Consider the following 25006-nt stretch of genomic DNA (forward strand, 5'->3'; position numbering starts at 1 on the left):
CAAAAGCGAGGGAGAGGCCTGATGACGCCGCAAGAACGCCAGCTCGTTGACGACCTTTTTGACCGGTTGTCCAAGATGGAAGGCGCGCCGCGAGATCCGGATGCGACGGCCGCGATTACGCAAGGCTTGCGGGCAGCGCCGAACGCGATTTACCCGCTGGTGCAGACAGTGCTGGTGCAGGACGAGGCGCTTCGGCGCGCCAACAGCCGCATCCAGGAACTGGAAGCGCAAAGCGCGCCGCAGCAAAGCCAGGGCGGCGGCTTTCTGGACACGATGCGCGGCGCGCTGTTCGGGCAAGGCCAAGATCAATCACATGGCTCCGTGCCGAACGTCCGGCCGCCCGAGGCTGGCAGCCACCCGGTCTGGAACAGCGGCCAGGTCTTGCAGCAGCCCGGCCGCTATGATCAGGGCGGCTACGGCCAGCCCTATGGTGGGCCACAGGCTCCCATGGGTGGTGGCGGAATGATGGGTGGCGGGATGATGGGTGGTGGTGGCGGCTCATTTTTGGGAACCGCTGCGGCCGCCGCCGCGGGCATGGTCGGCGGATCGCTTCTCCTCAACAGCATTCGCTCGATGATGGGCGGCAGCCATTACGGCTTCGGCAGCGATCCTGCGGTCGTCGTCGACCGGGTCGCGAGTCCAAGCCCGTGGACCGACAGTTCCAACAGCAGCCTCGCCCGCGATGCCGGCATCAATGATATCGGCTCATCGAGCGATCAGGCTGACAACTATTCGTCTGACGGGCTGTACGATACCGCCTCAGACGACGACCACGACGATGCGGACATGGACGCGGACAACTTCGGCGGCGATAACGACAGTGATTTCGCCTGACTGTTCGAAGTAACGCAATGACAAACGGCCGCTCAGATCGTGGAGCGGCCATTTTGCTTCGCGCGATCGGTTTGATCAGATGACGACGACCTTGGTGCCGACATTGACGCGGCCGTAGAGGTCGATCACGTCCTCGTTGCGCATCCGGATGCAGCCCGACGATACGTTGGTGCCGATCGTCCAGGGTTCGTTCGAACCGTGGATGCGATAGAGCGTCGAGCCGAGATACATCGCGCGCGCGCCCAGCGGATTCTGCGGGCCGCCTTCCATGTGCCGCGGCAGGTCGGGGCGGCGCAGCAGCATCTCGGCGGGCGGTGTCCAGTCCGGCCACTCTTTCTTCGCGGAGATCGTCTTGACGCCCGACCAGGTGAAGCCCGGCCGGCCAACGCCTATGCCATAGCGCAGCGCCTTGCCGTTGCTCTCCACCAGATAGAGGAATTTGTTCGGAGTATCGATGATGATGGTTCCGGCGTGCTCCTTGCCGTCATAATCGACGAGCTGCTTCTCGTATTTGGGGTCGAAGGCTGGCCGGACGGGCTCACCCATCATCGACTGGCCCATCGCTGGTTGGCCCATCGCCTGCGGCGGCATCATCGGCACCTGGTAAACCATCGGCTGCTGGTATGAAGGTGGCCGTTGGTAAGCTTGCGGCTGATAGGCCGGCTGCTGACGATAGGCCTGGCCCTGCTGATAATCCTGCCCCGGCCTGTCACCGAACAGGAATTCGATGAAGCCTCCTCCCAGATCGGGGCGGTCGGCGGATGCGAGGTGCACCGGTGCCGGGGACGGCGGTGTTGCCGATTGATCGGGATGGATCACCACCGGATCGGTGACGAACTCGGCTTCGTTTGCGGCGGCGTGCGGGAATCCGAGGCTCAGCGAACAAGCGCCGGCGAGCAGCGCAAGATACATTCTCTTCATCGACGTACTCATACTATTCGTCGTAAGCGCGCCGGAGCGGCGCACCTTGCACGCGATCAGCTAAGAGTGAAAACCGCATCGGTTTGGTAAACAGAACCGCCGTTTCGATTCACCATGTGGTCAGGTCGGCGCGCTTCTTTCGCCAGCGTTTATTTTTGATGAACGGGCGACGCGGATGGTTAACCGTTGGTGTGCGGATGCGCGCGCTGCTTGCAGGCAAGTTCCGGCGTGAACCTCGTGTTAAATTCGGTCTGCTTTAAAGCACGGCGGAGTGACGGGGTCAGGGATATTGTCATGGCGGTTCATCGTAGACGTTTTCGTGTCGAGGAAGCTTTCTCCGGAGATATTCAGATGCCGCCGGAGGTTGAAACAGAAGTTGGTCCCATGCACCGTGAAATCATGAACGAGCTGCGCGCCATCAAGGCTCAGATGGCGGTCTCGCGCCCCGTCGGCGTGACGACCGAGACGATCGGAGAAGCTGCAGCACGCGAGGTTGCGGAGGCGCATGCGATGCTCGAAACCTATCGCGCCCAGATCGAGCAGTGCGAGAAGCTCAAGGTCGAACTCGACCTGATCTATGATGCCATTACCCGCACCAAGCGGGAAATTGCCGTGCTGCACGGCAAGAGCTTCAACGGCGAGGAGATGGCCAAGGTCAACGGAGAGCTCGGCGCCGTGGTCGGCGGTACCGAAGAGGCGACCCAGCAGATCCTGGAAGCCGCCGAATCGATCGACAATGCGGCGACCGCGTTGAGCAAGGTCACTTCGCCCGACCAGCAGAAGCTGCTCAGCGAGGAAATCCAGGAACGTGTCGTCTCCATCTTCGAGGCGTGCAATTTCCAGGACCTCACCGGTCAGCGCATCAAGAAGGTGATGAACACGATGAAGTTCATCGAAAATCACATCACCGTCATGATGGATATCTGGGGCGGCGTCGATGCCATCAAGGCCCATGCGCCGCCGATCGTCGATACCCGCGAGGGCGACGCCAAGCTCCTGAATGGCCCCAAGCTGGAGGGCGACGTCGGCCATGCCTCACAGGACGATATCGACGCCCTGTTCGACTGACAGCAACATCAGTTTCCTAAAAGAAGCGCCGGCCAAACAGGCCGGCGTTTTCGTCTGCCAAGTCACCCGTTCACGCCCGCGGCCCGCAGCGGACATAGACCATGTTGCCGTATCGGGTCGCCGCATCCTTGTCGATGAAGCGGGTGATCAGGACCCTGCCGTCGAAGGACACGATCTCGCGGTCCAGATCTCCACCGGGCGGCCCTGCCGGACCGATGTAGTTCTTGCCGCTCGGACTGCCCTTCAGCCGCAATTCCTGCGGCGTCGCCTGATCGGCCAGGTGCATGATCACTCCGCCGCTGGCGCCGGCGCCGATCACATAGGGCTGCTTGCATTGCGCCTTTGCCGCCGCCTCGGTGCGCGCTCGATCGTTGGGGTTCTGATACGAAGCGAGGCCCCATTTGCCGACGAGTTCGTCAGCGCGGATCGAGGCCGGCATTTCCGGTATGGGCGCCGGCTCCGGCGCTGGCGGCGGAGAAGATGAGGAGAAGGACGGCAGGCTCATGCTGCCGCAAGCCCCGAGGAAGAGCGCCAGCATCGCGGCGATACCGAGATTGGCAGCCGTCCGCGCGCCACCTGAACCGATCATATTCTCCCCCAAGTAAATCCGCGCTCCCACCCAACTGGCACCCAAGCGCAAAAACCCTGACCTCGCAATGACGTCCTGCAAAGTACGCCGACAAATCGAAGTGGTTTCCCAAAGCATCCTACACCAGACTCACCAAGGCCTTAACCGCGTTTGCTTGACAGGATCGCCGCAAGGCCATATCCCCGGTCGCACTATTGGCACTCCAAGTGCCCGATTGCCAAGCACACGATAGGCTGTCCACCGCCGCGATCGAATACGGCTTCGTATTCCCGGGTAATTTCGGCAGCAAATCGACCAGCGAACCAGGCTTCCAAAGGAACCGTCATGGCTAAAACCACATTTCGCCCACTGCATGACCGCGTCGTGGTCAAGCGCATCGATGCTGAACAGAAGTCCAAGGGCGGCATCATCATTCCCGACACCGCCAAGGAAAAACCCTCGCAGGGCGAAATCACGGCGGTAGGCCCGGGCGGTCGGGACGAATCCGGCAAGTTGATCCCGATCGACCTGAAGGTCGGTGATCGCGTCCTGTTCGGCAAATGGTCGGGAACCGAGGTCAAGATCGACGGCGAAGAGCTGTTGATCATGAAGGAAAGCGACATTATGGGCGTGCTGGCCTAAGGCACGGTTCCATTCCTATCCCGCCTCGATGCTGCACTTGAGAGCGTCATGGTCCGGACCTCCGCCCGGCCTTTCACCCCCCTGAACAAGCGGGCTAGCCGGGTCCTTGCCCCGGCGATGACGAAGTGAGCGGTGGGGCAAGCACAGAACCTTCCAGATTTGAGGAGTTAGCATAATGGCTGCCAAGGACGTCAAATTTTCCGGAGACGCGCGCGACCGCATGCTGCGCGGCGTCGATGTTCTCGCCAACGCGGTCAAGGTGACGCTCGGCCCCAAGGGCCGTAACGTCGTCATCGAGAAGAGCTTTGGCGCCCCCCGCATCACTAAGGACGGCGTGACTGTCGCCAAGGAGATCGAGCTCGACGACAAGTTCGAGAACATGGGTGCGCAGATGCTGCGCGAAGTCGCCTCCAAGACCAACGACACCGCCGGCGACGGCACCACCACCGCGACCGTGCTGGCTCAGGCGATCGTGCGTGAGGGCGCCAAGGCCGTTGCCGCCGGCATGAATCCGATGGACTTGAAGCGCGGCATCGATACCGCGGTTGCCGCCGTGGTGAAGGATATTGAAAAGCGCGCCAAGCCCGTCGCCTCCTCTTCCGAGGTCGCCCAGGTCGGCACCATTTCCGCCAATGGCGACGCTGCGATCGGCAAGATGATCGCGCAGGCGATGCAGAAGGTCGGCAACGAAGGCGTCATCACGGTCGAGGAGAACAAGTCGCTTGAGACCGAGGTCGACATTGTCGAGGGCATGAAGTTCGACCGAGGCTATCTCTCGCCGTATTTCGTCACCAACGGCGAAAAGATGACCGCGGAGCTCGAGGACGTCTATGTGCTGCTGCACGAAAAGAAGCTGTCGGGTCTGCAGGCGATGCTGCCGGTTCTGGAAGCCGTGGTGCAGTCGGGCAAGCCGCTCCTGATCATCGCCGAGGATGTCGAGGGCGAGGCGCTGGCGACGCTCGTCGTCAACCGCCTGCGCGGCGGCTTGAAGGTTGCCGCGGTCAAGGCCCCGGGATTCGGCGACCGCCGCAAGGCGATGCTGGAGGACATTGCAATCCTTACCGGCGGGCAGCTCATTTCCGACGAGCTCGGCATGAAGCTGGAAAGCGTCACGGTCAACATGCTCGGCCGCGCCCGCAAGGTCGTGATCGATAAAGAGAACACCACGATCGTCAACGGCGCGGGCAAGAAGAAGGACATCGAGACACGCGTCGGTCAGATCAAAGCCCAGATCGAGGAGACCACCTCCGACTATGATCGCGAGAAGCTCCAGGAACGGCTGGCCAAGCTCGCAGGCGGCGTCGCGGTGATCCGTGTCGGCGGTGCGACCGAGGTCGAGGTCAAGGAAAAGAAGGACCGCGTAGAGGACGCGCTGAACGCCACGCGGGCTGCCGTTCAGGAAGGCATCGTGCCAGGCGGCGGCGTCGCCTTGCTGCGCGCCAAGAAGGCTGTGGGCCGCATCCACAACGACAATTCGGATGTACAGGCCGGCATCAACATCGTGCTCAAGGCGCTGGAAGCCCCGATCCGCCAGATCTCGGAGAATGCCGGCCTCGAGGGCTCGATCGTCGTGGGCAAGATCCTCGACGACAAGTCGGAAACCTTCGGCTTCGATGCCCAGAACGAAGACTATGTCGATATGGTCGCCAAGGGCATCATCGACCCGGCCAAGGTGGTACGGACCGCGTTGCAGGATGCTTCCTCCGTCGCGGGCCTCCTGGTGACGACGGAAGCCATGGTTGCGGAGTTGCCGAAGGAGCCGGCGCCGGCGGCACCGGGCGGCCACGGCGGCGGGATGGGCTTCTAAGTCGAACGAATTCGACAACCAAAACAACCAAGAAGGCCGCCATGCGCGGCCTTCTTTTTTGGCGATTTGTCTTCCACTTTGCTAGGAAGAGCCTGATCCGGCTTCGGCCGACCGTCGCCTCAGGTTTGAGGATTGCAAGCCCGTTTCTTTCCAAGGAAGTGCCGATGCGCGCAGCCCTACTTCTCGCGGCCGTTCTAGCCGCGGCCTCGATCGGCTCAGCCGCGGGACAAATGAAGCTCTCGAACAAGCCTATCACGGGCGCCAGCGAGGTCAGGTATTTCACCGCGATCGACGGATTGATGGACGGCGACGCCGACGTGATCCTTAAGGAAACGCGGCAAGGCAAGACCTTGACTGCCGCCACGCTCGATGTCTGCTACCCCGTCGCCAAGGGCTCTGACCGCAAGGACCGCTTCGTCGTCAACCTTGCGGTCAGCGGCCAAAGCCTGACCGGAACAACCCAAAGCATCGGCGGCAAGTTGCCGGTCTCGGTTAAACTCACGCGAAAGCCCATTGGCGACAATTTTGAGTTCAAGGGCCAGATCAGCATCGGGCAGACGGTCACTGAGGTAAATTCGACGGACAATTCCGATCTCAGCGAGCGCGAATTTCAGGAGAACCAGACCAGCGACGATGGCATCACGCCGGCACCGAAGGATTTTACCGAGGTTTCGCCGGAAGCGATCGGCGTTCGCATCAAGCTGGACAACGCCGCCGATTTTCTCAAAAGCCTCAAGGGGCAGGATGTCGAGATATCCTTGAGCAGCCTCGCCATCACCTGCGATGTGCTGCGCGCCGGCGAACAAACCATTACGCTGAGCGCCGATCCGGATCGCGTCGCCGCGCTGATTGCCAAATTCAAGTCCATGCCGGGCGTGGTCGCGGCCGGATGGACCACCGGCATCATTGAAATGGACCGCACAATGCGATTTTCGGCCGCGCCCTGGCGCGACGGCGATCGCCTCAACAGGGACAAGCTTGCATCGACAATCGCCAGCGTTCTGGCCGGCGCGCTTTCGGCCAAACCGGCAACATCCGCCTGGAACTCCTCGAACGGCAAGCTGAAACTGACCTTCAAGCGACCCAGCGAACTTTATCCTTCACTCAGTCTCACCGACACCATCGAGGTGACGGCGCTGGTCGCTTCCGAAAAGCCGGCCGGATCGGACCGATTGATCCTGTGGGTCGGCAGTCCCGTGATCACGACCACCGATGAAACCTCGGGGCCCGCGCTCATTCTCGCCAACGACGCAAGCGGTGACGAAGAAGGCGCTCAGAAAGACGATAACGGACTCCTCGACGCACTTGTGAGAGGGTTCAAGGCGCAGCGCTGGGATGCCGACAAATCAGCCTGGAAGTAAGTGGGCGCACGGCGCCTTGGTCAGTTGGTGTTGATGTGGAATCGCAGCGTTTTGGTTCCGACAAAAGACACCGCATCGCCTCGCCGCCGCCATGTCGCGGCCTCTCCCAGAGCCGCGACGAGATCGTCATCGGCTTGCGCCCGCGCCGGCGGGCAGCCCGCGTCCAGCAACTGACCGGGAACGAAGATCACGGTGTTGCCCGCGACCGAGAACTGGCCCGTGCCTGTCTTGCACCATAGATCGAGCTTTGCCTCGCCATTGTCGCCAATCTCGAGCGTCGGAACCCGCTTCGATCCGGGCTGGGGCAGCGCATCCAGGGTCATTTCGAATCCAAACGGAAAGCCATCATCCGCATTGGCCGCGCTGGTGAAACAGCCGACCGCTGCGAACACGGCGGCAACCGCGGCTCGTGTTGCAAGACGTCGCGTTAAAAGCATCTCGTTCCTTCAGGCAAACTGAAAACCGCGTCGTTGTAATCGGCCAACGCGCGATTGAACAGATTCATCGCGGCAAGAAAAACCCGCGTCCGGGGGACGCGGGGCAACTTGATCGATTCACCGGAAGGCCGGTTCCTATTTCAAGACCATGCTCGTGAACGGGTGGACGTAGGCCTGCAGCATCACGAGCACGCCGACGAGGCAGGCGAGCGTGATCGAGTGCTTGAACACGAAGCGCAAGATCGAGCCCTCATGCCCGTACCAGTTGGTAGCGGTCGAAGCGACGACGATCGACTGTGCGTCGATCATTTTGCCCATGACACCACCTGAGGAGTTCGCGGCTGCCATCAAGACTGAGGGCAGGCCCAATTGCTGCGAAGTGATCTTCTGCAAGTTACCGAACAGGATGTTCGATGCGGTATCAGATCCGGTCAGCGCAACGCCGAGCCAGCCAAGCAGCGTGCCAAAGAACGGATAGAGGACACCCGTGGCGGCGAAGGCAAGACCGAGCGTCGCGTCCAGCCCGGATAGGCGCGTCAATGTACCAATACCCAGCATCGCTGAAATCGTGATCAGCGAGACTGCGCAGACTTTCAGCGTGCGGCCATATTCGGCAACCATCTTCAACGGTGAAAAGCCCATCAGTAGACCGGAGATAATTGCAGCGATCAGCATTCCGGTGCCCGTGAAGGACAAGTAGGTGAAACCGAACACTGCGCTTTCCGGCGTGGCCTTCGGAGAAACCGGGGGCATCTTGTTGATCATGTGGTGCAATTCCGGGACCTGGTAGTTCCAGACAAAAAGCTTGTTTGCCCACGATTTGAATTCACCGCTGCCCCAGATCAACATCACGATACAGACGATGATCCACGGCAGAAGGGCGCTCCAGAGTTGAGCCTGCGACAAGGGCGTTCTGTCGAACGGCTTCGCCGGCGTCATCGTCGCCAGCGATTCATCGCTACCGCGCAGCGCTGCAGACAGCCAGAGTTGCCTCGGCTGCCAGACCTTGAGGAACAGGATGAGCGCACCCATCGAAATGAGTGACGCGCCAATATCGACGATCCACGGATTAATGTAGTTGGAGATGACAAATTGAGGGACCGCGAACGAGACGCCGGTGACCAGAATGGCGGGCCAAATATCCTTCATGCCCTTCCAACCGGCAAACGCCCAGATCACCCAGAACGGTACGATCAGCGAGAATACCGGCAATTGCCGGCCGACCATCGCGCCGAGAATGTAGGGATCGATGCCGGTGACCGAAGCAAGACCTTGGATCGGCGTACCGAGCGCGCCGTAAGCAACGGGGGCGGTATTGGCAATCAAGGACAGGCCGGAAGCGGCAAGCGGCGAAAAGCCAAGACCGATCAGCACCGCGCCGGTGACGGCAACCGGCGTGCCAAATCCCGATGCGCCTTCAAAAAACGCGCCGAACGAGAAGGCAATCAGAAGCAATTGCAGACGACGGTCTTCCGTGACCCCGCCAATCGCCCGCTGCAACAGTTCAAAACGCCCGGTCGCGACCGTGACGCGGTAGAGATAGATGACGTTCAACACGATCCAGCCGATCGGGAAGAAACCGGCCACGATGCCAAGCACCGAGGCGCGGATCGACATGTTGGCCGGCATCGTGAAGGCGAAGATGGCGATGAGGTTTGCCGCGATCAGCGCAATGATGGCGGCGATATGCGCTTTGACCTTGCCGCTCGCGATCAAGACCAGAAGTGTGACGACCGGGACCGCGGCGGCGAGAGTCGACAGCACGGTGTTGTTGAAGGGATTATAGACTTGATTCCACATTATGGTTCCTCCCACGCGCTCTTCCGACGCTCCCGACCTGCGTGAACAGCCGGCGCGCTGGGGCGAATTGGGAGGGACCTTTGGCAAAGTACGATGTCGAACGCGATTTTGGCGCCTGCCAACTCCGCTCACAAACGCGCAAAATGTGAGGGCCCCCGCCACCCGCCATTGATCGCATCGTAGGGGCGACTCGGAGGCGGCGACAAGCGAACCCACGCGGTGGAATTTACGACTTTAGTCTAGTTCCGCAGATCGGTATTACCTTAGAGTTTTGCGGACCTTGAAACAAGACAAGGGTCGTGTGGCGCCAAATCCCGCTTCTTTCCCAGCCAACACACCATCCGAGCGCCTAGCACGGAAGATCAACCAGTGAACAATATGCGTGCGACGCTTGCGGCCCGTGTGGCGGATCGCGGCTTAATATTTCTGTTCGGAGGACAAGCCGACGGACGGTGTGCTGCTTTCGAGCCTGCGCCGCGCATGAGCGGCGAAGGCTGACCGGTCAGTGCCAGCCGCCTGAGCGCATCAGGCCAACGCAGAGAGGGGCCGCAGTCCCTCAGCACTACGGCCCCGCTCTAGCCGATCAATGGCCGGACTAGTGTCCTTCTTCGCTGCCCAGGTGATCGGAGGTCTGCTCCCATGACGATGCCGCAGGAGCCGCCTCCTCGTGATGGCTCGGCGTCGCCCAGCTATGGCTCGGAGCCTCCGTCTCGTGAGAAGCTGCCGCTTCTGGCTCCTGAGCCATGGCGGGCGCGGCGGCCTTCTTCGCCGCCCGCTTTTTCGGCGCCGCTTTCTTGGCAGCTTTCTTTCCGGCTTTCTTGGCGGATTGCTTCGCGGCCTTCTTTGCCGATTTCTTCACTGCTTTCTTGGCGGATTTTTTCGCCGACTTCTTTGCGGACTTCTTCGCGGATTTTTTTGCCGCCTTCTTGGCGGATTTCTTCGCGGCGAGAAGCTTTTTAGCCTTCTTCGCCTTCTTGCCTTTCTTCTTTTTCGCCTTAGCCATGTCGTCCTCCTGTTGCGCTGAGCCGTGTCTATCGCCTGTTCAGGGTCTCGCTCTGCGCGAGCCTGTCGGGTCCGCTCAATCCCGGCTGCGGGCCGCCCGTCGCCCAATCGAGAAGCTCAATCGTGTGCACCACAGGAACTGACGTACCGCTGGCAATCTGCACCATGCACCCAATATTGCCCGCAGCAATCACGTCCGGCTTGACCATTGCAATATTGGCGACCTTCCGATCGCGCAATTTGTTCGCAATGTCAGGCTGGAGAATGTTGTAGGTCCCAGCCGAACCGCAACACAAATGGCTCTCAGCGACATCTTTCACCACGAATCCATTCTTGGAAAGCAATTCTTTCGGTAGCTGCGTGATTTTCTGCCCATGCTGGAGCGAACATGCGGCGTGATAGGCGACGATGATGTCGTCATGGCGCGCTGCCGGCGACAGATTAAGCTCGCCGATATACTCGCTGATGTCCTTGGCCAGCGCCGAGACCTTGGCTGCGGCAGCGGCAAAATCGCGGTCCTGCCGCAGCAGGAAGCCGTAGTCCTTGATGACAGTCCCGCAGCCCGACGTGGTGACCAGAATGGCATCGAGGCCGCCGCGATCGGCCTCGGCAAGCCAGGCGGTGATGTTGGCGCGGGCAGAGGCCAGCGCCTCGGCGTCCCGTCCCATGTGATGGGTCAGCGCGCCGCAGCATTGCTCGTCCTTGACCAGCACGACCTCGACGCCGTGACGGGTCAGCAGGCGAATGGCGGCCTCATTGATGCGCGGCGCGAGCACCTGTTGCGCACAGCCTTGCAGCAGCGCGACCCGGCCACGCCGTACACCCTGGGCTGGAAAAACGCTGCCGGGCCGCGATCCCGCAGGAGGCAGCCCCTTCGGTGCCAACGCCAGCATCGCCTTGATCCGCCTGAACAAACCTGGGCTCGCCGACGCCGCCCCCGCCGGCAGCAGGCTCGCAAACGGACGCGCGAGCCGTGCAAGGTGCATGCTGGCGCGAAACAGCTTTGGCCTCGGCAGCACCAGCGCAAGCACGGCTCGAAGCAGGCGTTCGAGCGGTGGGCGCTTGTAATCCCGCTCGATCCGCACCCGCGCCTGATCGACGAGATGCATGTAGTTTACCCCCGACGGGCAGGTGGTCATGCAGGCAAGGCAGGAGAGGCAGCGGTCGATGTGCTTGACGAGCTCGGCGGTCGGCGGACGATCTTTTTCCAGCATCTCCTTGATCAAGTAGATGCGGCCGCGCGGGCTATCGAGCTCGTCACCGAGCAGAACATATGTCGGACAGGTCGCCGTGCAGAAGCCGCAATGCACGCACTTGCGCAGGATCGTATTGGCCTCGGCGATATCGGGATCGGCCAGTTGGGCAGGGCTGAATTCGGTCTTCATGCCGCTAGTGCTTCCGGTTCTTCTAAAGTGAATGCCAAATCCACCGCACTATCCCCTTGTCATGCGGCCGCGGTTGAGAATGCCTTTCGGGTCGAAGCTCCGCCGGACGCGCTCGCTTAAAGCGGCGACTCCTGCGCTTGCGGGCTGAAACACATCAACCTGCCGCCTCACCTCCTCGGCTGCGCGCAGCAGCGTGGCGTGGCCGCCGCTGGCTGCAGCGAGCCGGCGCACCAGCGCGGCGTGCGCATCCGGCTTCGGCGCCATCGCGGCCCAGATCAGTCCACCACCCCAATCGTAGAGGACATCGGCGCCGGCTTCGCGGACGAGCCGGTCTCCGAGCACGCTTCCCGCGGCAGGCGGACAGACGATGCGCCAGACCGACCAGCCGCCAAGCGGACCTTTCACCGCGAAGGGCTCCACATCGCGCACGCATTCCCAGATCGCCGTCGAGTGCTCGTCTTCGATCGTCTCTGCGGCTCCAAACCGCGACAGGAGCCTGGCGAGCGAGGCCGCGCGATCGACGGCCGACGCGATGATGCCTTCCAGGCGCACCAGCGTCAGCGCCTCGCCCGGCGATCCGAGGCCGCCCAGCGCACCGGCAGCGTCGCGCAAAGCCGATTTCGGCACATGCGCGGCGCCCGAGACATCGTAAGGAGAACCAAGCGCGGCGGTCATCGCCTTGTTGGCCGCGGCGTCGGCGAGACCGCGCAGCACCAGCGTGCGCTCGCTCTCCGGCTTCGGCATCACCTTCAGGGTCGCCTCGGTCATTACCGCCAGGGTCCCCCAGGAGCCGGCGAGCAGCTTGCAGAGGTCATAGCCGGTGACGTTTTTCACCACGCGACCGCCGGCCTTGAAGCTGTCGCCAAAGCCTGAGACGGCCTGCGCGCCCAGCAGGTGATCGCGGGCGGCGCCGGCCTGGATCCGGCGCGGTCCGGCCAATCCGGCGGCAATCATGCCGCCGATCGTCCCGGTCTCCAGCGTCCCCAACAGCGGTGCCGTGTTCATCGGCTCGAAGGCGAACCGCTGGTTCTTGGAATCGATCAGCGACTTGACGTCGGCAAGCGGGGCACCTGCCTCCACCGTGATGATCAGTTCATTCGGCTCATAGGATTTAACCGAATTCAACGCCGACAGCTCAAGCACGGCGTTGGTTGCCATGACCTGGCCGATCGTGCGCTTGGAGCCGTGGCCGATGATCTCGAGCGGCTGTTCGCTGGCGATTGCCGCGCGCACCGCGCCTTCGACATCCTTGGCGTCACGTGGTTTTAGCGTATCCATGATCTCAGAACCGCGGAATATCAGGAAACGCCAACTTGCCGGCATGCACATGCATGCGGCCGAGTTCGGCGCAGCGATGCAGGGTCGGAAATACCTTGCCGGGATTGAGAAGCCCCTGCGCGTCGAAGGCGCATTTGACCCGCTGCTGCTGATTGAGATCGACGTCGGAAAACATCTCGCCCATCAGATCACGTTTCTCAATGCCGACGCCGTGCTCGCCAGTCAGGACACCACCGAGTTCGACGCAAGCCCGCAGGATGTCGGCGCCAAAAGCTTCGGCGCGCTCCATCTCGCCGGGCTGGTTGGCATCGTAAAGGATGAGCGGATGAAGATTGCCGTCGCCGGCGTGAAACACGTTGGCACAGCGCAGACCGTATTTCTCAGAGAGTTCGCGGATCCTCGCCAGCGCCTTGGGCAGCGCGCCGCGCGGGATGGTACCGTCCATGCAGAGATAATCCGGCGATATCCGCCCGACCGCGGGAAACGCCGCCTTGCGGCCGGCCCAGAACAGGTTGCGTTCGGCCTCAGAGTTGGAGATGAGGCAGACCGTCGAGCCGCAGCCCTGCGCAATCTTCTCCACGCGCTTGATCAACTCATCGACTTCGACGGTCGGCCCATCCAATTCGATGATCAACAGCGCTTCGACGTCTAGCGGGTAGCCGGCGTGGACGAAGGCTTCGGCTGCATGAATTGCGGGCTTATCCATCATCTCCATGCCGCCCGGGATGATGCCATCGCCGATGATCTGCGCCACGCATTCGCCGGCGGCTTCGACTTCGGCAAAGCCGACCATCAGCGCGCGCGCCGTCTCCGGCTTTTGCAGGATCCGGACCGTGATCTCGGTGATGACGCCAAGCAGCCCCTCCGAGCCCGTGATGACGCCCATCAGGTCATAGCCTGCGCTTTCGGCCGCCTTGCCGCCGATGCGAAGGATCTCGCCGGTCATCAGCACGATCTCGCATCCCAGCACGTTGTTGGTGGTCATGCCGTATTTCAGGCAATGCACGCCGCCGGAATTCTCCGCGACGTTGCCACCGATCGAACAGGCGATCTGCGACGACGGATCTGGCGCATAATAAAAGCCGGCATGCGCCACCGCCTGGCTGATGGCGAGATTGGTGACGCCGGGTTCGGTGACGACCACGCGGTTATCGAAATCGATCTCACGAATGCGCTTGAACTTGCCTAAGCCAAGCAGCACCGCATCCGCCAGCGGCAGCGAGCCGCCTGACAGCGACGTGCCGGAGCCGCGCGGCACCACCTTGATGCCCTGCTCGAAGCAATATTTGAGAACCCTTGATACCTGCTCAGTGGTGTCCGGCAGCACCACCACCATCGGCGGCTGGCGATAGGCCATCAGCCCATCCGACTCGTAAGGGAGCATCTCGGCGGGCGTATCGATCACGCCCTCGCCGGGTACGATGTCGCGTAGCGCCGCGACAATGGCAGGGCGGCGGCTGAGCACCGCGTGATCCGGAGCAGGCATCATGATTGTCATTTTGATCTCTCCGTCACAGGGTCCCTGCCGCTCCGGCGACATTGCCGATTTCACGTGAAGAATCAAGCAGCTCCGGCCAACTCGGCCATCAAACCGCAAATCTGAGATTAGGCTTTTTCATAAGACGCAAGTGCTTGAACGGCCTCTGGCGGCTCTTGTCCATTGACCGCAGCCTATGCGAAAAATGGCCGCCCTCCTCGTTCAAATCAACAAAGAGCAGAAGATGAAAAAATTGACCCTGAGCACGCTGACCATCCTCGTGTCGTCGGCCATTGTGCCGGCCGCGATGGCACAAGACGTCGAGGCCGGAAAGGCCTCCTTCAACAAGTGCATGGCCTGTCACTCGATCGGCCCGGGCGCCAAGAACAAGGTCGGACCGGAGCTCAATGGAATTGACGGCCGCAAGGCGGGCACGGCGCCGGACTACAACTATTCCGAGGCCAACAAGAGTTCCGGCATCACCTGGAACGAGGCCAATTTCAAGAAATACATCCACGACCCGAAGGCGATGGTTCCGGGCACCAAGATGTTCTTTGCCGGCATCAAGAACGAGAAGGAAGTCGACAACCTCTGGGCTTACGTCTCCCAGTTCGACAAGGACGGCAACATCAAGGGCAAGTAAGCGCCGGTCAGACATGGGGTTTGCCGAACAATGGCCGGGACTCGTCCCGGCCATTTTTCTTGGAGCATGATCGCGCCGCCCCTGCATGTCCCCGATAAGGCTCAATTTGCGGCGGCCGTCGCGCCACTTGTGCTCAAGCCAGCAAGAGCTTCGATCTCGCGGATCACCACATCCGTCGCGGCGTTCTGCACCATATGTCCGACACCAGGGAGCACGACCAATCTGGCGTTCGGAACCGCGGCGGCCAATGGGCGGGAATGAATGTTGGTCGACACAGTCTTGTCGACGTCACCTGAGATCACCACGGTCGGCGTCAGAATCTCCGGATAGCGCGGCGCCTGCTCGCTCACCGCCTGCTTAAGCCGAGCCAGATCGCGGGCGTTGGCGAGAAACTCGCGCGGCCGCAAGAGCAACGGCGTTGCGCTACGCTCGACAAAATCGTCCGGCATCACCTGCGGCTGGAAGACGCCGCGCGCGCCGCGCTTGGTGAGGAAATAACCGAGCGGAAGGGTGATGGTATAGGCGAGCAGCGGGCCGATCACCGGCTTGCTCACCAGTTCGTTGTACCAACCGACGCCGCCCGACCACGGATAAGCCACCGGCGCCAGCATCACGAGGCCGGCGAGCCGCGGCGGATCGTCGATGGCCATCCGCGCGCCGAGCGCCCCGGCCCACGAATGCACCACCAGGATGACGGGATCCAGATCGAGCTGCCTCAAGGCCTCCCCGATCATCCGCGCCTGCGCGGCCGGCGTTGACATTTCCCAGCTCGAGCCGGAGCTCCAGCCGTGGCCGGGCCGATCGATTAAAATCACGCGGTGGTTGGCAGCGAGCCTGTCACCGAGCGGCCGACGCATCGCTTCGAGGTTCGAGCTTGCACCGTGGATGAGAACGATCGGCGGACCGGCGTCCTTAGGCCCGATATCGAGCACGTTGAGGACAGCGCCAGTGACCTCGATTGCCTCGCCTTGAGCGGGGAAACGACGCTGAAAGATAACGATGCCAGCCTGCGTTGCCAGCGCCAAAATCAGAAACGCGGCGCCAATAAGCACGGGAAACATCTACAGAATCCGGTTCGGTTCTGGCAAGCCAGCCACGCGACGGCCCTCCGCGGATTTCAAAGCCGCGGGTTCTCCACTGCACTCCACAGGCGAGCTGCCGCTCTTCATACAGCCGTCATCGGCCGTTTCCTATAAGCAAGCGCGGCACTTTTGCTTCCGGCCAGCCGCCATTCATTGAGTATCTCGCTATCCCGATCTTTCCACGGAATCCACAGCAACTCATGGCGGACCAGCACCGTTGTCATGCAAAGAATAACTGGAGGCTTTTCGATGATTTCCGGATTACACGAGAACGCGATCGACGAAATCGTGGCCCGGTGCAATGGCGATATTCGCGGTGCACTGAAGGCCCTTTTGCTGGTGAACGAACAGCTCGAGGCCGAGATTGCGGAACTCCATGCCGTCGTGGCGCATGGTGGCCCGGGCGGACCGGGCCGCAACGTTCTGCACTAGGTCTGGAGCCTTCCTCGGATCGAACGTCGCCTAGATATCGCGGCCTTCGACTTTTTCGCTCAGTGTTTTGACCAGCTCCGGCACCTTGTCGAGGTGCGGGTTGACGGCAAGCGCCTTGCGGAAGGCTTCCAGCGCACGCTTGTCGTCGCCAAGATCCTGCATGATCATGCCTAGGCCTGCGAGCGCGCCGAAATGGCGTGGCTCGCGCGCCAATACCTGCTCGATGTCGGCGAGCGAGTGGGCATAGTCGTTGCGAAGGTAATAAAGCGTCGCGCGTCGATTCCAGCCTTCGACATAATCGGGGCGCAGCTTGACCACGGCATTAAGCAGTTCCAACGCTACGTCGGAATTCTGCTCATCCATGGCCGTCTTGGCGCGCGTCATGAGAAGCGCAACCGTATCGCTCCGCGTGTGCAGCCAGATCGCCCAGATCCGCGCTTCGACGTGTTTGGCGCTCGCCTCGTCCGGCGCTGCCTTCAGCGCGCCGAACAGAAAATCGAGCCCGCGCGTCCGGTCGGCCGGGACCTTGGGCAGCTGGGCCGGCGCATCCGGCATTTTCTTTTTCGGACTAGGATCCTGCGCCAGCGAGGCAGCCGGGGTGGCTGCGACGATTGCGGCGAGAAGTATGGCGAGCCGGCGGCGGCGCGCGGCGTGTAATTTGATGGCCATGCGAAAAGTCTAGACGCACCAAAAGGCGCTTGCAAAGCGGCCAGGCGTCAAAGACGTGTGATGGGCAAAAAAACCGGCGCTGGAAAGCCGCCGCGCGCGAGATCAGCCCTGGCGCGCCTTGAAGCGGCGCTGGACCTTGTTGATCACATAGACGCGGCCCTTGCGGCGGACAAGGCGGTTGTTGCGATGGCGACCGCGCAATGATTTCAGCGAGTTACGGACCTTCATGGGACAATCCTGATGCGTTGAAAGGCCGTATTCGGCACGATCATCCGGGTCATCCCAGACCAGCCGGGCGACCCAAAAACGGAAAAACTGGCTTACCCCGCCGGCGGCTTAGCGCCCGGGACGCGGCGGTTTCTAAGGCAAACAGCGGTCAAATGTCAATCCAGAGCCGGTTTGGCCCGGAAACGGGCCGAATGTGGAACCGACAATATCATTTTGGGGTCGTCCGGGGCCCCGCAGGATTGTTATATGATATAATTAAACAGGAAAGATCCGGCCGGGGTGCGGCCGGGTGACGGGAAGGACCCAATGCCCAGCTTGAAACTGCCCAATCTCGACGACGTCGTCGCCATCGACATCCATACCCATGCCGAGGAACCCTGCGGCCTGCACGGCGACGACGGCTATGACGATTTCCAGGCGCAGATGGCGGCCTATTTCAAGTCACCGAACAAGCACCCGCCGACGGTGAGCGAGACCGCTGCCTATTATCGCGCGAAGAAGATCGCCGCGGTGATCTTCCCGGTCGATGCCGAACGCGAGACCGGCTTTCGCCGCTACAGCAACGACGAGATGCTGGAAGTCGCGTCGGAAAATCTCGACGTCCTGATCCCGTTTGCCAGCATCGACCCGCACAAGGGCAAGCTTGGCGTCCGCGAGGCAAGGCGCCTGATCGCCGACTTCGGCATCAAGGGCTTCAAATTCCATCCGACCATGCAAGGCTTCTATCCCAACGATCGCCTGGCCTATCCGCTCTATGAGGCGATCTGCGAGGGCGGCGCGATTGCGCTGTTTCACACCGGCCAGACCGGGGTCGGCAGCGGCATGCCGGGCGGCATGGGCATGCGGCTGAAATATTCAAACCCGATGTACATGGACGATGTCGCGGCGGACTTCCCGGATCTGAAGATCATCCTCGCGCATCCGTCCTTCCCCTGGCAGGAGGAGGCGCTGTCGGTCGCGACACACAAGCCGAATGTCTACATCGACCTCTCCGGCTGGTCGCCGAAATACTTTCCGCCGATTCTCGTGCGCTACATCAATTCGATTTTGCAGGACAAGATGCTGTTCGGCTCCGACTGGCCGGTGATCACGCCGGACCGCTGGCTTGCTGATTTCGCCAAGCTCGACATCCGCGACGACATCAGGCCGAAAGTGCTAAAGGAAAACGCGCGAAAGCTCTTGAACATCTAGCGCGGGGGCAGCATCGTCCCGGCGCTCGCAACAAGAACAAGAAAGGACAGCGCCGTGACGATCAAAGCCGTCGTGTTCGATGCCTATGGCACGCTCTATGACATCCAGTCGGTGGCCGCAGTCACCGAAGAGGCGTTCCCCGGATATGGCGATCTCATCACGCAAATCTGGCGCATCAAGCAGCTCGAATATTCGTGGCTGCGCTCGTTGATGCGACGGTACGAGGATTTTTCCGTTATCACGAAGGAATCGCTGGCCTACTCGATCCGCGTGCTCGGGCTCAAACACGATGGAGCGAGCTTCGCGCGCATCATGGACAAATATCTGCACCTCGATCTTTATCCCGATGCGCTGGCGGCGCTCGCCGCGCTGAAGGGAAAAAAGCTCGCAATCCTCTCCAACGGTTCACGCGACATGCTCAACGCACTCGTGAAGAACACGGGACTGGATCGCGTACTCGATGCAACCATCAGCATCGATCAACAGCGCGTCTTCAAGCCGGCGCCGGAAGCCTACACGCTGATCGAGACCAGATTGGGCGTGCGCCCTGACGAGGTCCTCTTCGTGTCCTCCAATCCGTGGGACGCTTGTGGCGCAAAAAGCTTTGGACTAAGCGTCGCCTGGATCGAGCGAGTGACGCCGGAGGCGATGGCGCTGGCCTGCGTCAAAAGCGACGTCGTTCCTCCGCTCACGATGTTCAAGGCACTGCGAACCCAGATGGACGAACTTGGCGTCACGCCCGATCACCGCATTCACGCCTTGTCCGAATTGCCGAATCTTGCCGGCTGATCCATGAGCCTTGCATCCGTCCGCGCTTTCTTCGCCGAGAACGCCCCTGAAATCACCGTTATCCAATCGCCCAAGAGTTCGGCCACGGTAGCATTGGCCGCGGAAGCCTATGGCGTCGAACCGGCGCGCATCGCCAAAACCTTGAGCTTGCGGGTCGGCGATCAGGTAATCCTGATCGTCGCCAGCGGCACCTCGCGGATGGACAATAAAAAAGTGAAGGCGCGCTTCGGCGGCAAGCCCAAGATGCTTGGCCTCGATGAAGTCTCCGACATCACCGGCCACGAAGTTGGCGGCGTCTGCCCATTCGGGCTCAAGACGCCGCTGCCGGTGTACTGCGACGTTTCGTTGAAAGCATTCGACGAAGTCGTGCCGGCAGCGGGTTCGATCTACAGCGCTGTTCGCATCGCGCCGCTGCGCATGGCCGAACTCGTTGCCGCCGAATGGGTCGACGTGTGCTGAGACCATTAATGGTCTGACAAGGCAGGCGCAGACTATCAGTACTGATATTGATAACTACGTCGCATCGGTGGCGCGACCGGCTGCGGCGGAACGGCGCTATCGCTCGATTCAAATACCGCACGGCAGGGTTCGCTAAGCTGCAGGGTGTTCGCCTGCAAACAGGCCACAATTCTATTCTCGTCAGGTATCGCGGCCCCGCAGAGCCGGAACACATCGGGCGTGCAGGCCATCTGCTGCTGCATGGTTCCGTGATGTTCCTGGGCAACGGCGCTGGTTCCGTCGACCACCGCGAGCGCCAAACCCGCGGCGAAAATTCGGAGAATTTGCTGCTTTCGCATGACCGCCCCTTCCTTTTCGGCTGATAAGTCGTCCGCCGGACAAGCCGGTTCTTGAGACAACCAAATCAATGAGGCTGAGGCGGGTTCATTTCGAACAACAAAATGTGAGCGACCGCGTTTGCGAGCTGAGCGAGGGCACCCGTTCGCGCGAAGAAAAACTTATCAAAGATAAATTGCGAGCCGCGTTTTTTCCTCAACCAAAACCGGAGCTCGAATGCCCGACAGGGGGCATTTTTCGCGCTGAGCTTATTCTACCCGGCCGATGCGTTTGACAGCCGCGACGAGACGCGCGCTATCGGTTTCGACGAATCTCGCGAACTCGGGTGCATCCATGTAAGCGACCGGGCTGCCGGCGGTTTCGAACGTCCTGATCACTTCCGGGCGCTTCACCGCCTCGGCCATTGCCTCGCGCAGCTTCATCATGATCGGTTCCGGCAGCGCCTTCTGCGCAAACAGTCCGGCCCAGATATAGAATTCGACATCCTTGTAACCAAGCTCCCTGAAGGTCGGCAGATCGGGAAAGCTGGCGATGCGTTCCGCGCCCCAGTTGGCGAGCACGCGCATCTTGCCGCTATCGACCAGCTGTTTCAGAGTTCCGGGCGCCGAGGCCAGCGTGTCAACCGTTCCCGACATCAGCGCATTGAGCGCGGGAGCCGCGCCGCGAAATGGAATGTGCTGCAGCTTGATACCGGCAGAGGCTGCGAACATCTCCATGGCAACATGCAGCGTGCCATAGGGACCGGACGAGCCGTAGCGGATTTCACCGGGGCGCTTCTTGGCATCCGCGACGAAATCTTCCAGCGTCTTCCAGGGTGCCGAAGCTTGTATCGCGAGCAAGGTGGGATCCGCCAGCACCCGCGCGACCGGCGCCAACTGGGAGACTTCATAGACGGGCGGCCGATCGAACAGGCGATCGGCCTCAGGCAGCACCGCAAGCGATGACAGCGTCATCAACAACGTGTAACCGTCCGGCTCGGCACGGGCTGCGGCCGCGTTGCCTATGGCGCCGCCCGCCCCGCCTGCGCGATTGTCGACGATCACCGATTTGCCGAGGATTTTTTCCAGCGCCAGCGCCACCGGGCGCGCTGCAAGATCGGCCTGCCCGCCGGCGGGAAACGGCACGATCATGGAAATCGTATGGGTCGGCCATTCCGTGGCTGCCATCGCCGCCGATGGCCGGACGGCGGACAACAGCGGCAGCGCCGCGGTAACCTTCAGCAATTCACGCCGGTTCATCGGCAAATCCCCCAAAGCTATCTTTCTGTTCGACTGTTAGCGGAAACCGGCCGTGATGCGAACCACATCCTGCCGTTTGGTCGAAATCGAGCGGGCTCGACTAGCGCGGGGCGGAGCGCACCGCCTTCCTGCGGCTGGCGCTGCCGAAATGCGCGGCCAGAAAATCTCCCAGGGCCTCGACGCGCGCGGGCCGCGGGCCGCCCGGCGGGGTGACCAGATGCACGGCGCCCTCGGGCTGCGACCAGCCATCCAGAACGGGCTGAACCTTGCCGGAACGAATCGCGTCGCCAGCAATGAAATCCGGCAGATCGGCAATGCCGAGACCCGCGATAACGGCCGGCAACAAGGCTTCGCCGTTGTTGACGCGAAGCGGCCCGGCGGGACGCACGCTGACCTGCTCGCCCTTCGCATTGCTGTAATGCCAGACATCGGCTGTTGAAAGATAAGCGTAGCCGAAACACTTGTGTTGGGCGAGATGCATCGGATGCGTCGGCCGGCCGTGTTGCTTCAGATAGGATGGCGCAGCAACCGTATGACGCGGCACCGCGCACAGCCTTCGCGCAATCAGCGATGAATCCGGCAGTCGCGCAATGCGCAGGGCGGCATCGAAACCTTCGCCGATCAGATCCACCATCGCATCGCTAAGATGCAGGTCGATCGCCACGTCAGGATAGCTCCTGAGAAACTCGGGAAGAATCGGCGCCACCGCTTTCACCCCGAACGTCATCGGCACCGCGAGACGAACGAGTCCGCGCGGCGAGGTCGATTGGGCCAGCGCTTCGTTCTCCGCCGCCTCGCCATCCGCAAGCAGTCGCTGCGCGCGTGCCGAGAGTTTTTGTCCGGCATCGGTCAGCGCCAGCCGCCGCGAAGTGCGGTTGAACAGCCGCGCGCCGAGCCGCTCTTCCAGGCGGCTGACCGCCTTGGAGACGGTGGCCTTGGACAGCCCCAGTTCGCTCGCGGCCGCGGCGAACGAACGCAACTCGACGACCTTCGCGAAAATCGCCAGCGCTTCGAAGTCGGGCAGTCTCGTCATCACTTACCTATAGGTAAAATTTGGAAACGATATGTTTCAATTGTTTCTATTTATGAACGAAAACAGGGTGCTTATCCAGTGCGTCAACACAACTCAAAAGGGAGATCCCATGCTCGAACTTCGCCCCTTCAACCGCTTGGGCGCCGCCGATCACGGCTGGCTCAAGGCCAAGCACCACTTCTCGTTCGGCAGCCACTACGATCCTGAAAATATGGGTTTCGGCGCGCTTCGCGTCTGGAACGACGACGAGATTGCGCCCAACACGGGCTTTCCTGCCCATCCGCATGCCAACATGGAAATCATCACCTACGTGCGGGAAGGCGCGATTACCCATCAGGACAGCCTCGGCAACAAGGGCCGCACCGAGGCCGGCGATGTGCAGGTGATGAGCGCCGGAAGCGGCATTCGCCACTCGGAATATAATCTCGAGGCCAAGCCGACCCGGATCTTCCAGATCTGGATTGAGCCAACCCATGAAGGCGGCGCGCCGACCTGGGGTTCCAAGCCGTTTCCAAAAGCGGACCGCTCCGGCCAGTTCGTCGCAATCGCCAGCGGACAGGGCGTTGACAATGAGGCGCTGCCGATCCGCGCCGATGCACGCGTATTGGCTGCGACGCTGAAGTCGGGCGAGCACGCGCTCTACACGCCGCGAATGACGCGTCATCTTTATCTCGTGCCTGCGGCCGGCAAGATCGACGTCAACGGCGTCACCGTCAATGCACGCGATGGCATCGCCATTCGCGACGAGGCGAAGCTGACCATCACCGCGCTCGAAGATTCCGAGCTCGTGCTGGTCGACGCCGCGTAAGGCCCCAATCCGCCATACGGACACGAACGAGCAATCCATCTGCTTTCGAACCATTGCGAAAATGGATGGGTTGCCGGGACACCGGCTTAGCAACGGCTGTGCGCCACCAGGCGTTCAAGCCTGGCGACAGCGCCATCCATCACTACCCTCACCCCGCAAGGAGACCACCATGACGAAAGTTCTCGTGCTCTATTATTCCGCCTACGGTCACATCGAGAAAATGGCGAACGCGGTTGCCGAAGGCGCCCGCGAGGCAGGCGCCACCGTTGACATCAAGCGCGTCCCTGAACTGGTGCCGGCCGAAGTCGCCAAGGCCTCGCACTACAAGCTCGATCAGGCCGCGCCGGTCGCCAAGGTCGACGACCTCGCCAATTACGATGCGATCATCGTCGGCACCGGAACGCGCTTCGGCCGCATGTCCTCGCAAATGGCGAACTTTCTCGATCAGGCCGGCGGGCTGTGGGCCAAAGGCGCATTGCACGGCAAGGTCGGCGGCGCCTTCTCTTCGACCGCGACCCAGCATGGCGGCCAGGAGACCACGCTGTTTTCGATCATCACCAACCTCCTGCATTTCGGCATGGTCGTCGTCGGCCTGAATTATGGCTTCGGCGGCCAGATGAAGCTCGACGAAATCACCGGCGGCGCGCCCTATGGCGCCACCACGATCGCCGCCGGCGATGGCAGCCGGCAGCCTTCCGAGACCGAACTTGCCGGCGCCCGCTACCAGGGCCGCGTGATTGCAGAGACTGCGAAGAAGCTGCACGGCTGAAGCAAGAGGGGGCGGCATCTCCGGTCGGGAATGCCGCCTCATCCAACAGCGGGGCGTCCGACGCTGCTACTGCACGATGCCGATGGAGCGAACCGGAGCAGCCAATTGGCGCCCTCGCGACTGCGCAAAGCGAGCGACCATCTTCTGTCCCGGCCGCTCGATCAGATAGTAACTGACACTTGCGACAGCGACGAGAAGTGCAAGAAAAAGGATCGTGACGAAGATCGGCAGGACGCGACCGCCCAAGACGATCAACTTGCCGGCATCCCCTCCCAGCGCCGAGCTGACGCCCTCGGTGGTCGTCAATATCCATCCGGTCTTCTTCTCCACGATCGAGACAGCCCGATCAACAAAGTTGAAGATGATGAACGCCTGCCACATGTAGATCGAATAGGAGACCTTGCCGAGCCAGTCGTTGACCCTGTTCGACATCAGGCGCGACACCGGTCCGGCCTCGAACGCAAACACGAAAACCGCGGCAGCGAAAACCAGCGGCGCGAGAAACGAATAGGCGCCGCGTCCTGCCGACGACACGTAGTCCACGATGACGATCAGCATCGCCAATTCCGGGAACCTGGAGTCAAGCGTCGCCTTCGGCGTGATTTGAAAAAGCCGATAGGTCAGATGTCCGACAAGGAAACCGTACAGACACCGCGCAAATCCGAAGTCATAGCTCGCATCCATTCCGTGCGCGGCGAACAGAACGAGGATCGAGACGCTGGCGGCCAGTACGGCCGCGATCAGAACCA

Annotated in this window: 27 protein-coding genes; 12 read left to right on the forward strand and 15 right to left on the reverse strand. The window is 61.6% G+C overall.

Going from position 1 to position 25006, the window contains the following annotated elements:
• Nucleotides 1-21: 21 nt before the first annotated feature.
• Nucleotides 22-834 carry a DUF2076 domain-containing protein gene (locus NEZ08_RS03220; protein ID WP_298103308.1) on the forward strand — a complete coding sequence of 271 codons (813 nt, stop codon included), beginning with the start codon at nt 22-24 and terminating at the stop codon, nt 832-834.
• Between the two features lie 75 nt (nt 835-909).
• On the opposite strand, the gene NEZ08_RS03225 is transcribed toward NEZ08_RS03220, so the two are convergent.
• Nucleotides 910-1755 carry a L,D-transpeptidase family protein gene (locus tag NEZ08_RS03225; RefSeq protein ID WP_367278365.1) on the reverse strand — a complete coding sequence of 282 codons (846 nt, stop codon included), beginning with the start codon at nt 1753-1755 and terminating at the stop codon, nt 910-912.
• Between the two features lie 294 nt (nt 1756-2049).
• Here NEZ08_RS03225 and NEZ08_RS03230 point away from each other — a divergent pair, with 294 nt between their 5' ends.
• Nucleotides 2050-2823: a protein phosphatase CheZ gene (locus tag NEZ08_RS03230; RefSeq protein ID WP_298103313.1), complete on the forward strand. Its 774-nt coding sequence runs from the start codon at nt 2050-2052 to the stop codon at nt 2821-2823.
• A 70-nt stretch (nt 2824-2893) separates the two neighbouring features.
• Here NEZ08_RS03230 and NEZ08_RS03235 read toward each other — a convergent pair whose 3' ends face one another.
• On the reverse strand, nt 2894-3412 hold the full coding sequence (locus NEZ08_RS03235) for a hypothetical protein (protein WP_298103315.1): 519 nt from the start codon (nt 3410-3412) through the stop codon (nt 2894-2896).
• A 324-nt stretch (nt 3413-3736) separates the two neighbouring features.
• Between NEZ08_RS03235 and groES the strand changes: the two genes are divergently transcribed.
• The 3 genes from groES (at nt 3737) to NEZ08_RS03250 (ending at nt 7201) form a co-directional block, all read left to right on the forward strand.
• A complete protein-coding gene (gene groES, locus NEZ08_RS03240) occupies nt 3737-4033 on the forward strand; it encodes a co-chaperone GroES (RefSeq protein ID WP_298103317.1) in 297 nt (98 codons plus the stop codon).
• Between the two features lie 175 nt (nt 4034-4208).
• The gene (groL, locus tag NEZ08_RS03245) at nt 4209-5840 is read left to right on the forward strand and encodes a chaperonin GroEL (RefSeq protein WP_298103319.1); all 1632 of its coding nucleotides are present in this window, start codon (nt 4209-4211) and stop codon (nt 5838-5840) included.
• A gap of 164 nt (nt 5841-6004) precedes the next feature.
• Nucleotides 6005-7201 (forward strand): hypothetical protein, encoded by a 1197-nt coding sequence (locus tag NEZ08_RS03250; protein WP_298103321.1) that lies wholly within the window; start codon nt 6005-6007, stop codon nt 7199-7201.
• Nucleotides 7202-7221: 20 nt separating this feature from the next.
• Here NEZ08_RS03250 and NEZ08_RS03255 read toward each other — a convergent pair whose 3' ends face one another.
• The 6 genes from NEZ08_RS03255 to NEZ08_RS03280 all read right to left on the reverse strand — a co-directional run bounded on the left by NEZ08_RS03255 (nt 7222) and on the right by NEZ08_RS03280 (nt 14601).
• On the reverse strand, nt 7222-7638 hold the full coding sequence (locus tag NEZ08_RS03255; protein WP_298103322.1) for an META domain-containing protein: 417 nt from the start codon (nt 7636-7638) through the stop codon (nt 7222-7224).
• A 135-nt stretch (nt 7639-7773) separates the two neighbouring features.
• Nucleotides 7774-9438, reverse strand: a complete 1665-nt coding sequence (locus NEZ08_RS03260) for an L-lactate permease (RefSeq protein ID WP_298103324.1) — start codon at nt 9436-9438, stop codon at nt 7774-7776.
• Between the two features lie 595 nt (nt 9439-10033).
• The gene (locus NEZ08_RS03265) at nt 10034-10441 is read right to left on the reverse strand and encodes a histone (RefSeq protein ID WP_298103327.1); all 408 of its coding nucleotides are present in this window, start codon (nt 10439-10441) and stop codon (nt 10034-10036) included.
• 28 nt (nt 10442-10469) lie between these two features.
• Nucleotides 10470-11825 carry a glycolate oxidase subunit GlcF gene (gene glcF, locus NEZ08_RS03270; RefSeq protein WP_298103330.1) on the reverse strand — a complete coding sequence of 452 codons (1356 nt, stop codon included), beginning with the start codon at nt 11823-11825 and terminating at the stop codon, nt 10470-10472.
• Nucleotides 11826-11873: 48 nt separating this feature from the next.
• On the reverse strand, nt 11874-13103 hold the full coding sequence (locus NEZ08_RS03275) for an FAD-binding protein (protein ID WP_298103332.1): 1230 nt from the start codon (nt 13101-13103) through the stop codon (nt 11874-11876).
• Between the two features lie 4 nt (nt 13104-13107).
• Nucleotides 13108-14601, reverse strand: a complete 1494-nt coding sequence (locus NEZ08_RS03280) for an FAD-linked oxidase C-terminal domain-containing protein (protein WP_298103335.1) — start codon at nt 14599-14601, stop codon at nt 13108-13110.
• 223 nt (nt 14602-14824) lie between these two features.
• On the opposite strand from NEZ08_RS03280, the gene cycA reads away from it, so the two are divergent.
• A complete protein-coding gene (cycA, locus tag NEZ08_RS03285; protein ID WP_298103338.1) occupies nt 14825-15223 on the forward strand; it encodes a cytochrome c-550 CycA in 399 nt (132 codons plus the stop codon).
• A 101-nt stretch (nt 15224-15324) separates the two neighbouring features.
• Here the strand turns inward: cycA and NEZ08_RS03290 are convergent, their stop codons facing one another.
• Nucleotides 15325-16284 carry an alpha/beta hydrolase gene (locus NEZ08_RS03290; RefSeq protein WP_298103341.1) on the reverse strand — a complete coding sequence of 320 codons (960 nt, stop codon included), beginning with the start codon at nt 16282-16284 and terminating at the stop codon, nt 15325-15327.
• 270 nt (nt 16285-16554) lie between these two features.
• On the opposite strand from NEZ08_RS03290, the gene NEZ08_RS03295 reads away from it, so the two are divergent.
• On the forward strand, nt 16555-16737 hold the full coding sequence (locus NEZ08_RS03295) for a hypothetical protein (RefSeq protein ID WP_298103344.1): 183 nt from the start codon (nt 16555-16557) through the stop codon (nt 16735-16737).
• A 30-nt stretch (nt 16738-16767) separates the two neighbouring features.
• Here the strand turns inward: NEZ08_RS03295 and NEZ08_RS03300 are convergent, their stop codons facing one another.
• Complete coding sequence (locus NEZ08_RS03300; RefSeq protein ID WP_298103347.1) at nt 16768-17406, reverse strand: tetratricopeptide repeat protein; 639 nt, start codon at nt 17404-17406, stop codon at nt 16768-16770.
• Nucleotides 17407-17508: 102 nt separating this feature from the next.
• Nucleotides 17509-17634: a type B 50S ribosomal protein L36 gene (gene ykgO, locus NEZ08_RS03305; protein ID WP_002718645.1), complete on the reverse strand. Its 126-nt coding sequence runs from the start codon at nt 17632-17634 to the stop codon at nt 17509-17511.
• Between the two features lie 306 nt (nt 17635-17940).
• On the opposite strand from ykgO, the gene NEZ08_RS03310 reads away from it, so the two are divergent.
• Genes NEZ08_RS03310 through NEZ08_RS03320 form a run of 3 tightly spaced genes read left to right on the forward strand, consistent with a single transcriptional unit; the run spans nt 17941 to nt 20073 of the window.
• The gene (locus NEZ08_RS03310; RefSeq protein ID WP_298103446.1) at nt 17941-18825 is read left to right on the forward strand and encodes an amidohydrolase family protein; all 885 of its coding nucleotides are present in this window, start codon (nt 17941-17943) and stop codon (nt 18823-18825) included.
• A 54-nt stretch (nt 18826-18879) separates the two neighbouring features.
• Nucleotides 18880-19614 (forward strand): haloacid dehalogenase type II, encoded by a 735-nt coding sequence (locus NEZ08_RS03315; RefSeq protein ID WP_298103449.1) that lies wholly within the window; start codon nt 18880-18882, stop codon nt 19612-19614.
• Nucleotides 19615-19617: 3 nt separating this feature from the next.
• Nucleotides 19618-20073, forward strand: a complete 456-nt coding sequence (locus NEZ08_RS03320) for a YbaK/EbsC family protein (protein ID WP_298103452.1) — start codon at nt 19618-19620, stop codon at nt 20071-20073.
• Nucleotides 20074-20108: 35 nt separating this feature from the next.
• Here NEZ08_RS03320 and NEZ08_RS03325 read toward each other — a convergent pair whose 3' ends face one another.
• The 3 genes from NEZ08_RS03325 to NEZ08_RS03335 all read right to left on the reverse strand — a co-directional run bounded on the left by NEZ08_RS03325 (nt 20109) and on the right by NEZ08_RS03335 (nt 22680).
• On the reverse strand, nt 20109-20411 hold the full coding sequence (locus NEZ08_RS03325; protein WP_298103454.1) for a hypothetical protein: 303 nt from the start codon (nt 20409-20411) through the stop codon (nt 20109-20111).
• A 246-nt stretch (nt 20412-20657) separates the two neighbouring features.
• Nucleotides 20658-21647 carry a tripartite tricarboxylate transporter substrate binding protein gene (locus tag NEZ08_RS03330; RefSeq protein ID WP_298103456.1) on the reverse strand — a complete coding sequence of 330 codons (990 nt, stop codon included), beginning with the start codon at nt 21645-21647 and terminating at the stop codon, nt 20658-20660.
• 100 nt (nt 21648-21747) lie between these two features.
• A complete protein-coding gene (locus NEZ08_RS03335; protein WP_298103459.1) occupies nt 21748-22680 on the reverse strand; it encodes a LysR family transcriptional regulator in 933 nt (310 codons plus the stop codon).
• Nucleotides 22681-22789: 109 nt separating this feature from the next.
• On the opposite strand from NEZ08_RS03335, the gene NEZ08_RS03340 reads away from it, so the two are divergent.
• On the forward strand, nt 22790-23488 hold the full coding sequence (locus tag NEZ08_RS03340) for a pirin family protein (protein ID WP_298103461.1): 699 nt from the start codon (nt 22790-22792) through the stop codon (nt 23486-23488).
• A 169-nt stretch (nt 23489-23657) separates the two neighbouring features.
• The gene (gene wrbA, locus NEZ08_RS03345) at nt 23658-24257 is read left to right on the forward strand and encodes an NAD(P)H:quinone oxidoreductase (RefSeq protein ID WP_298103464.1); all 600 of its coding nucleotides are present in this window, start codon (nt 23658-23660) and stop codon (nt 24255-24257) included.
• A 66-nt stretch (nt 24258-24323) separates the two neighbouring features.
• Here wrbA and NEZ08_RS03350 read toward each other — a convergent pair.
• Nucleotides 24324-25006, reverse strand: a 683-nt coding sequence (locus NEZ08_RS03350) for an acyltransferase family protein (protein ID WP_367278366.1), incomplete at its 5' end; no start/stop codon positions are given.

Origin of the sequence: Bradyrhizobium sp. (assembly GCF_027451485.1) — a bacterium.
Lineage (GTDB): Bacteria > Pseudomonadota > Alphaproteobacteria > Rhizobiales > Xanthobacteraceae > Bradyrhizobium.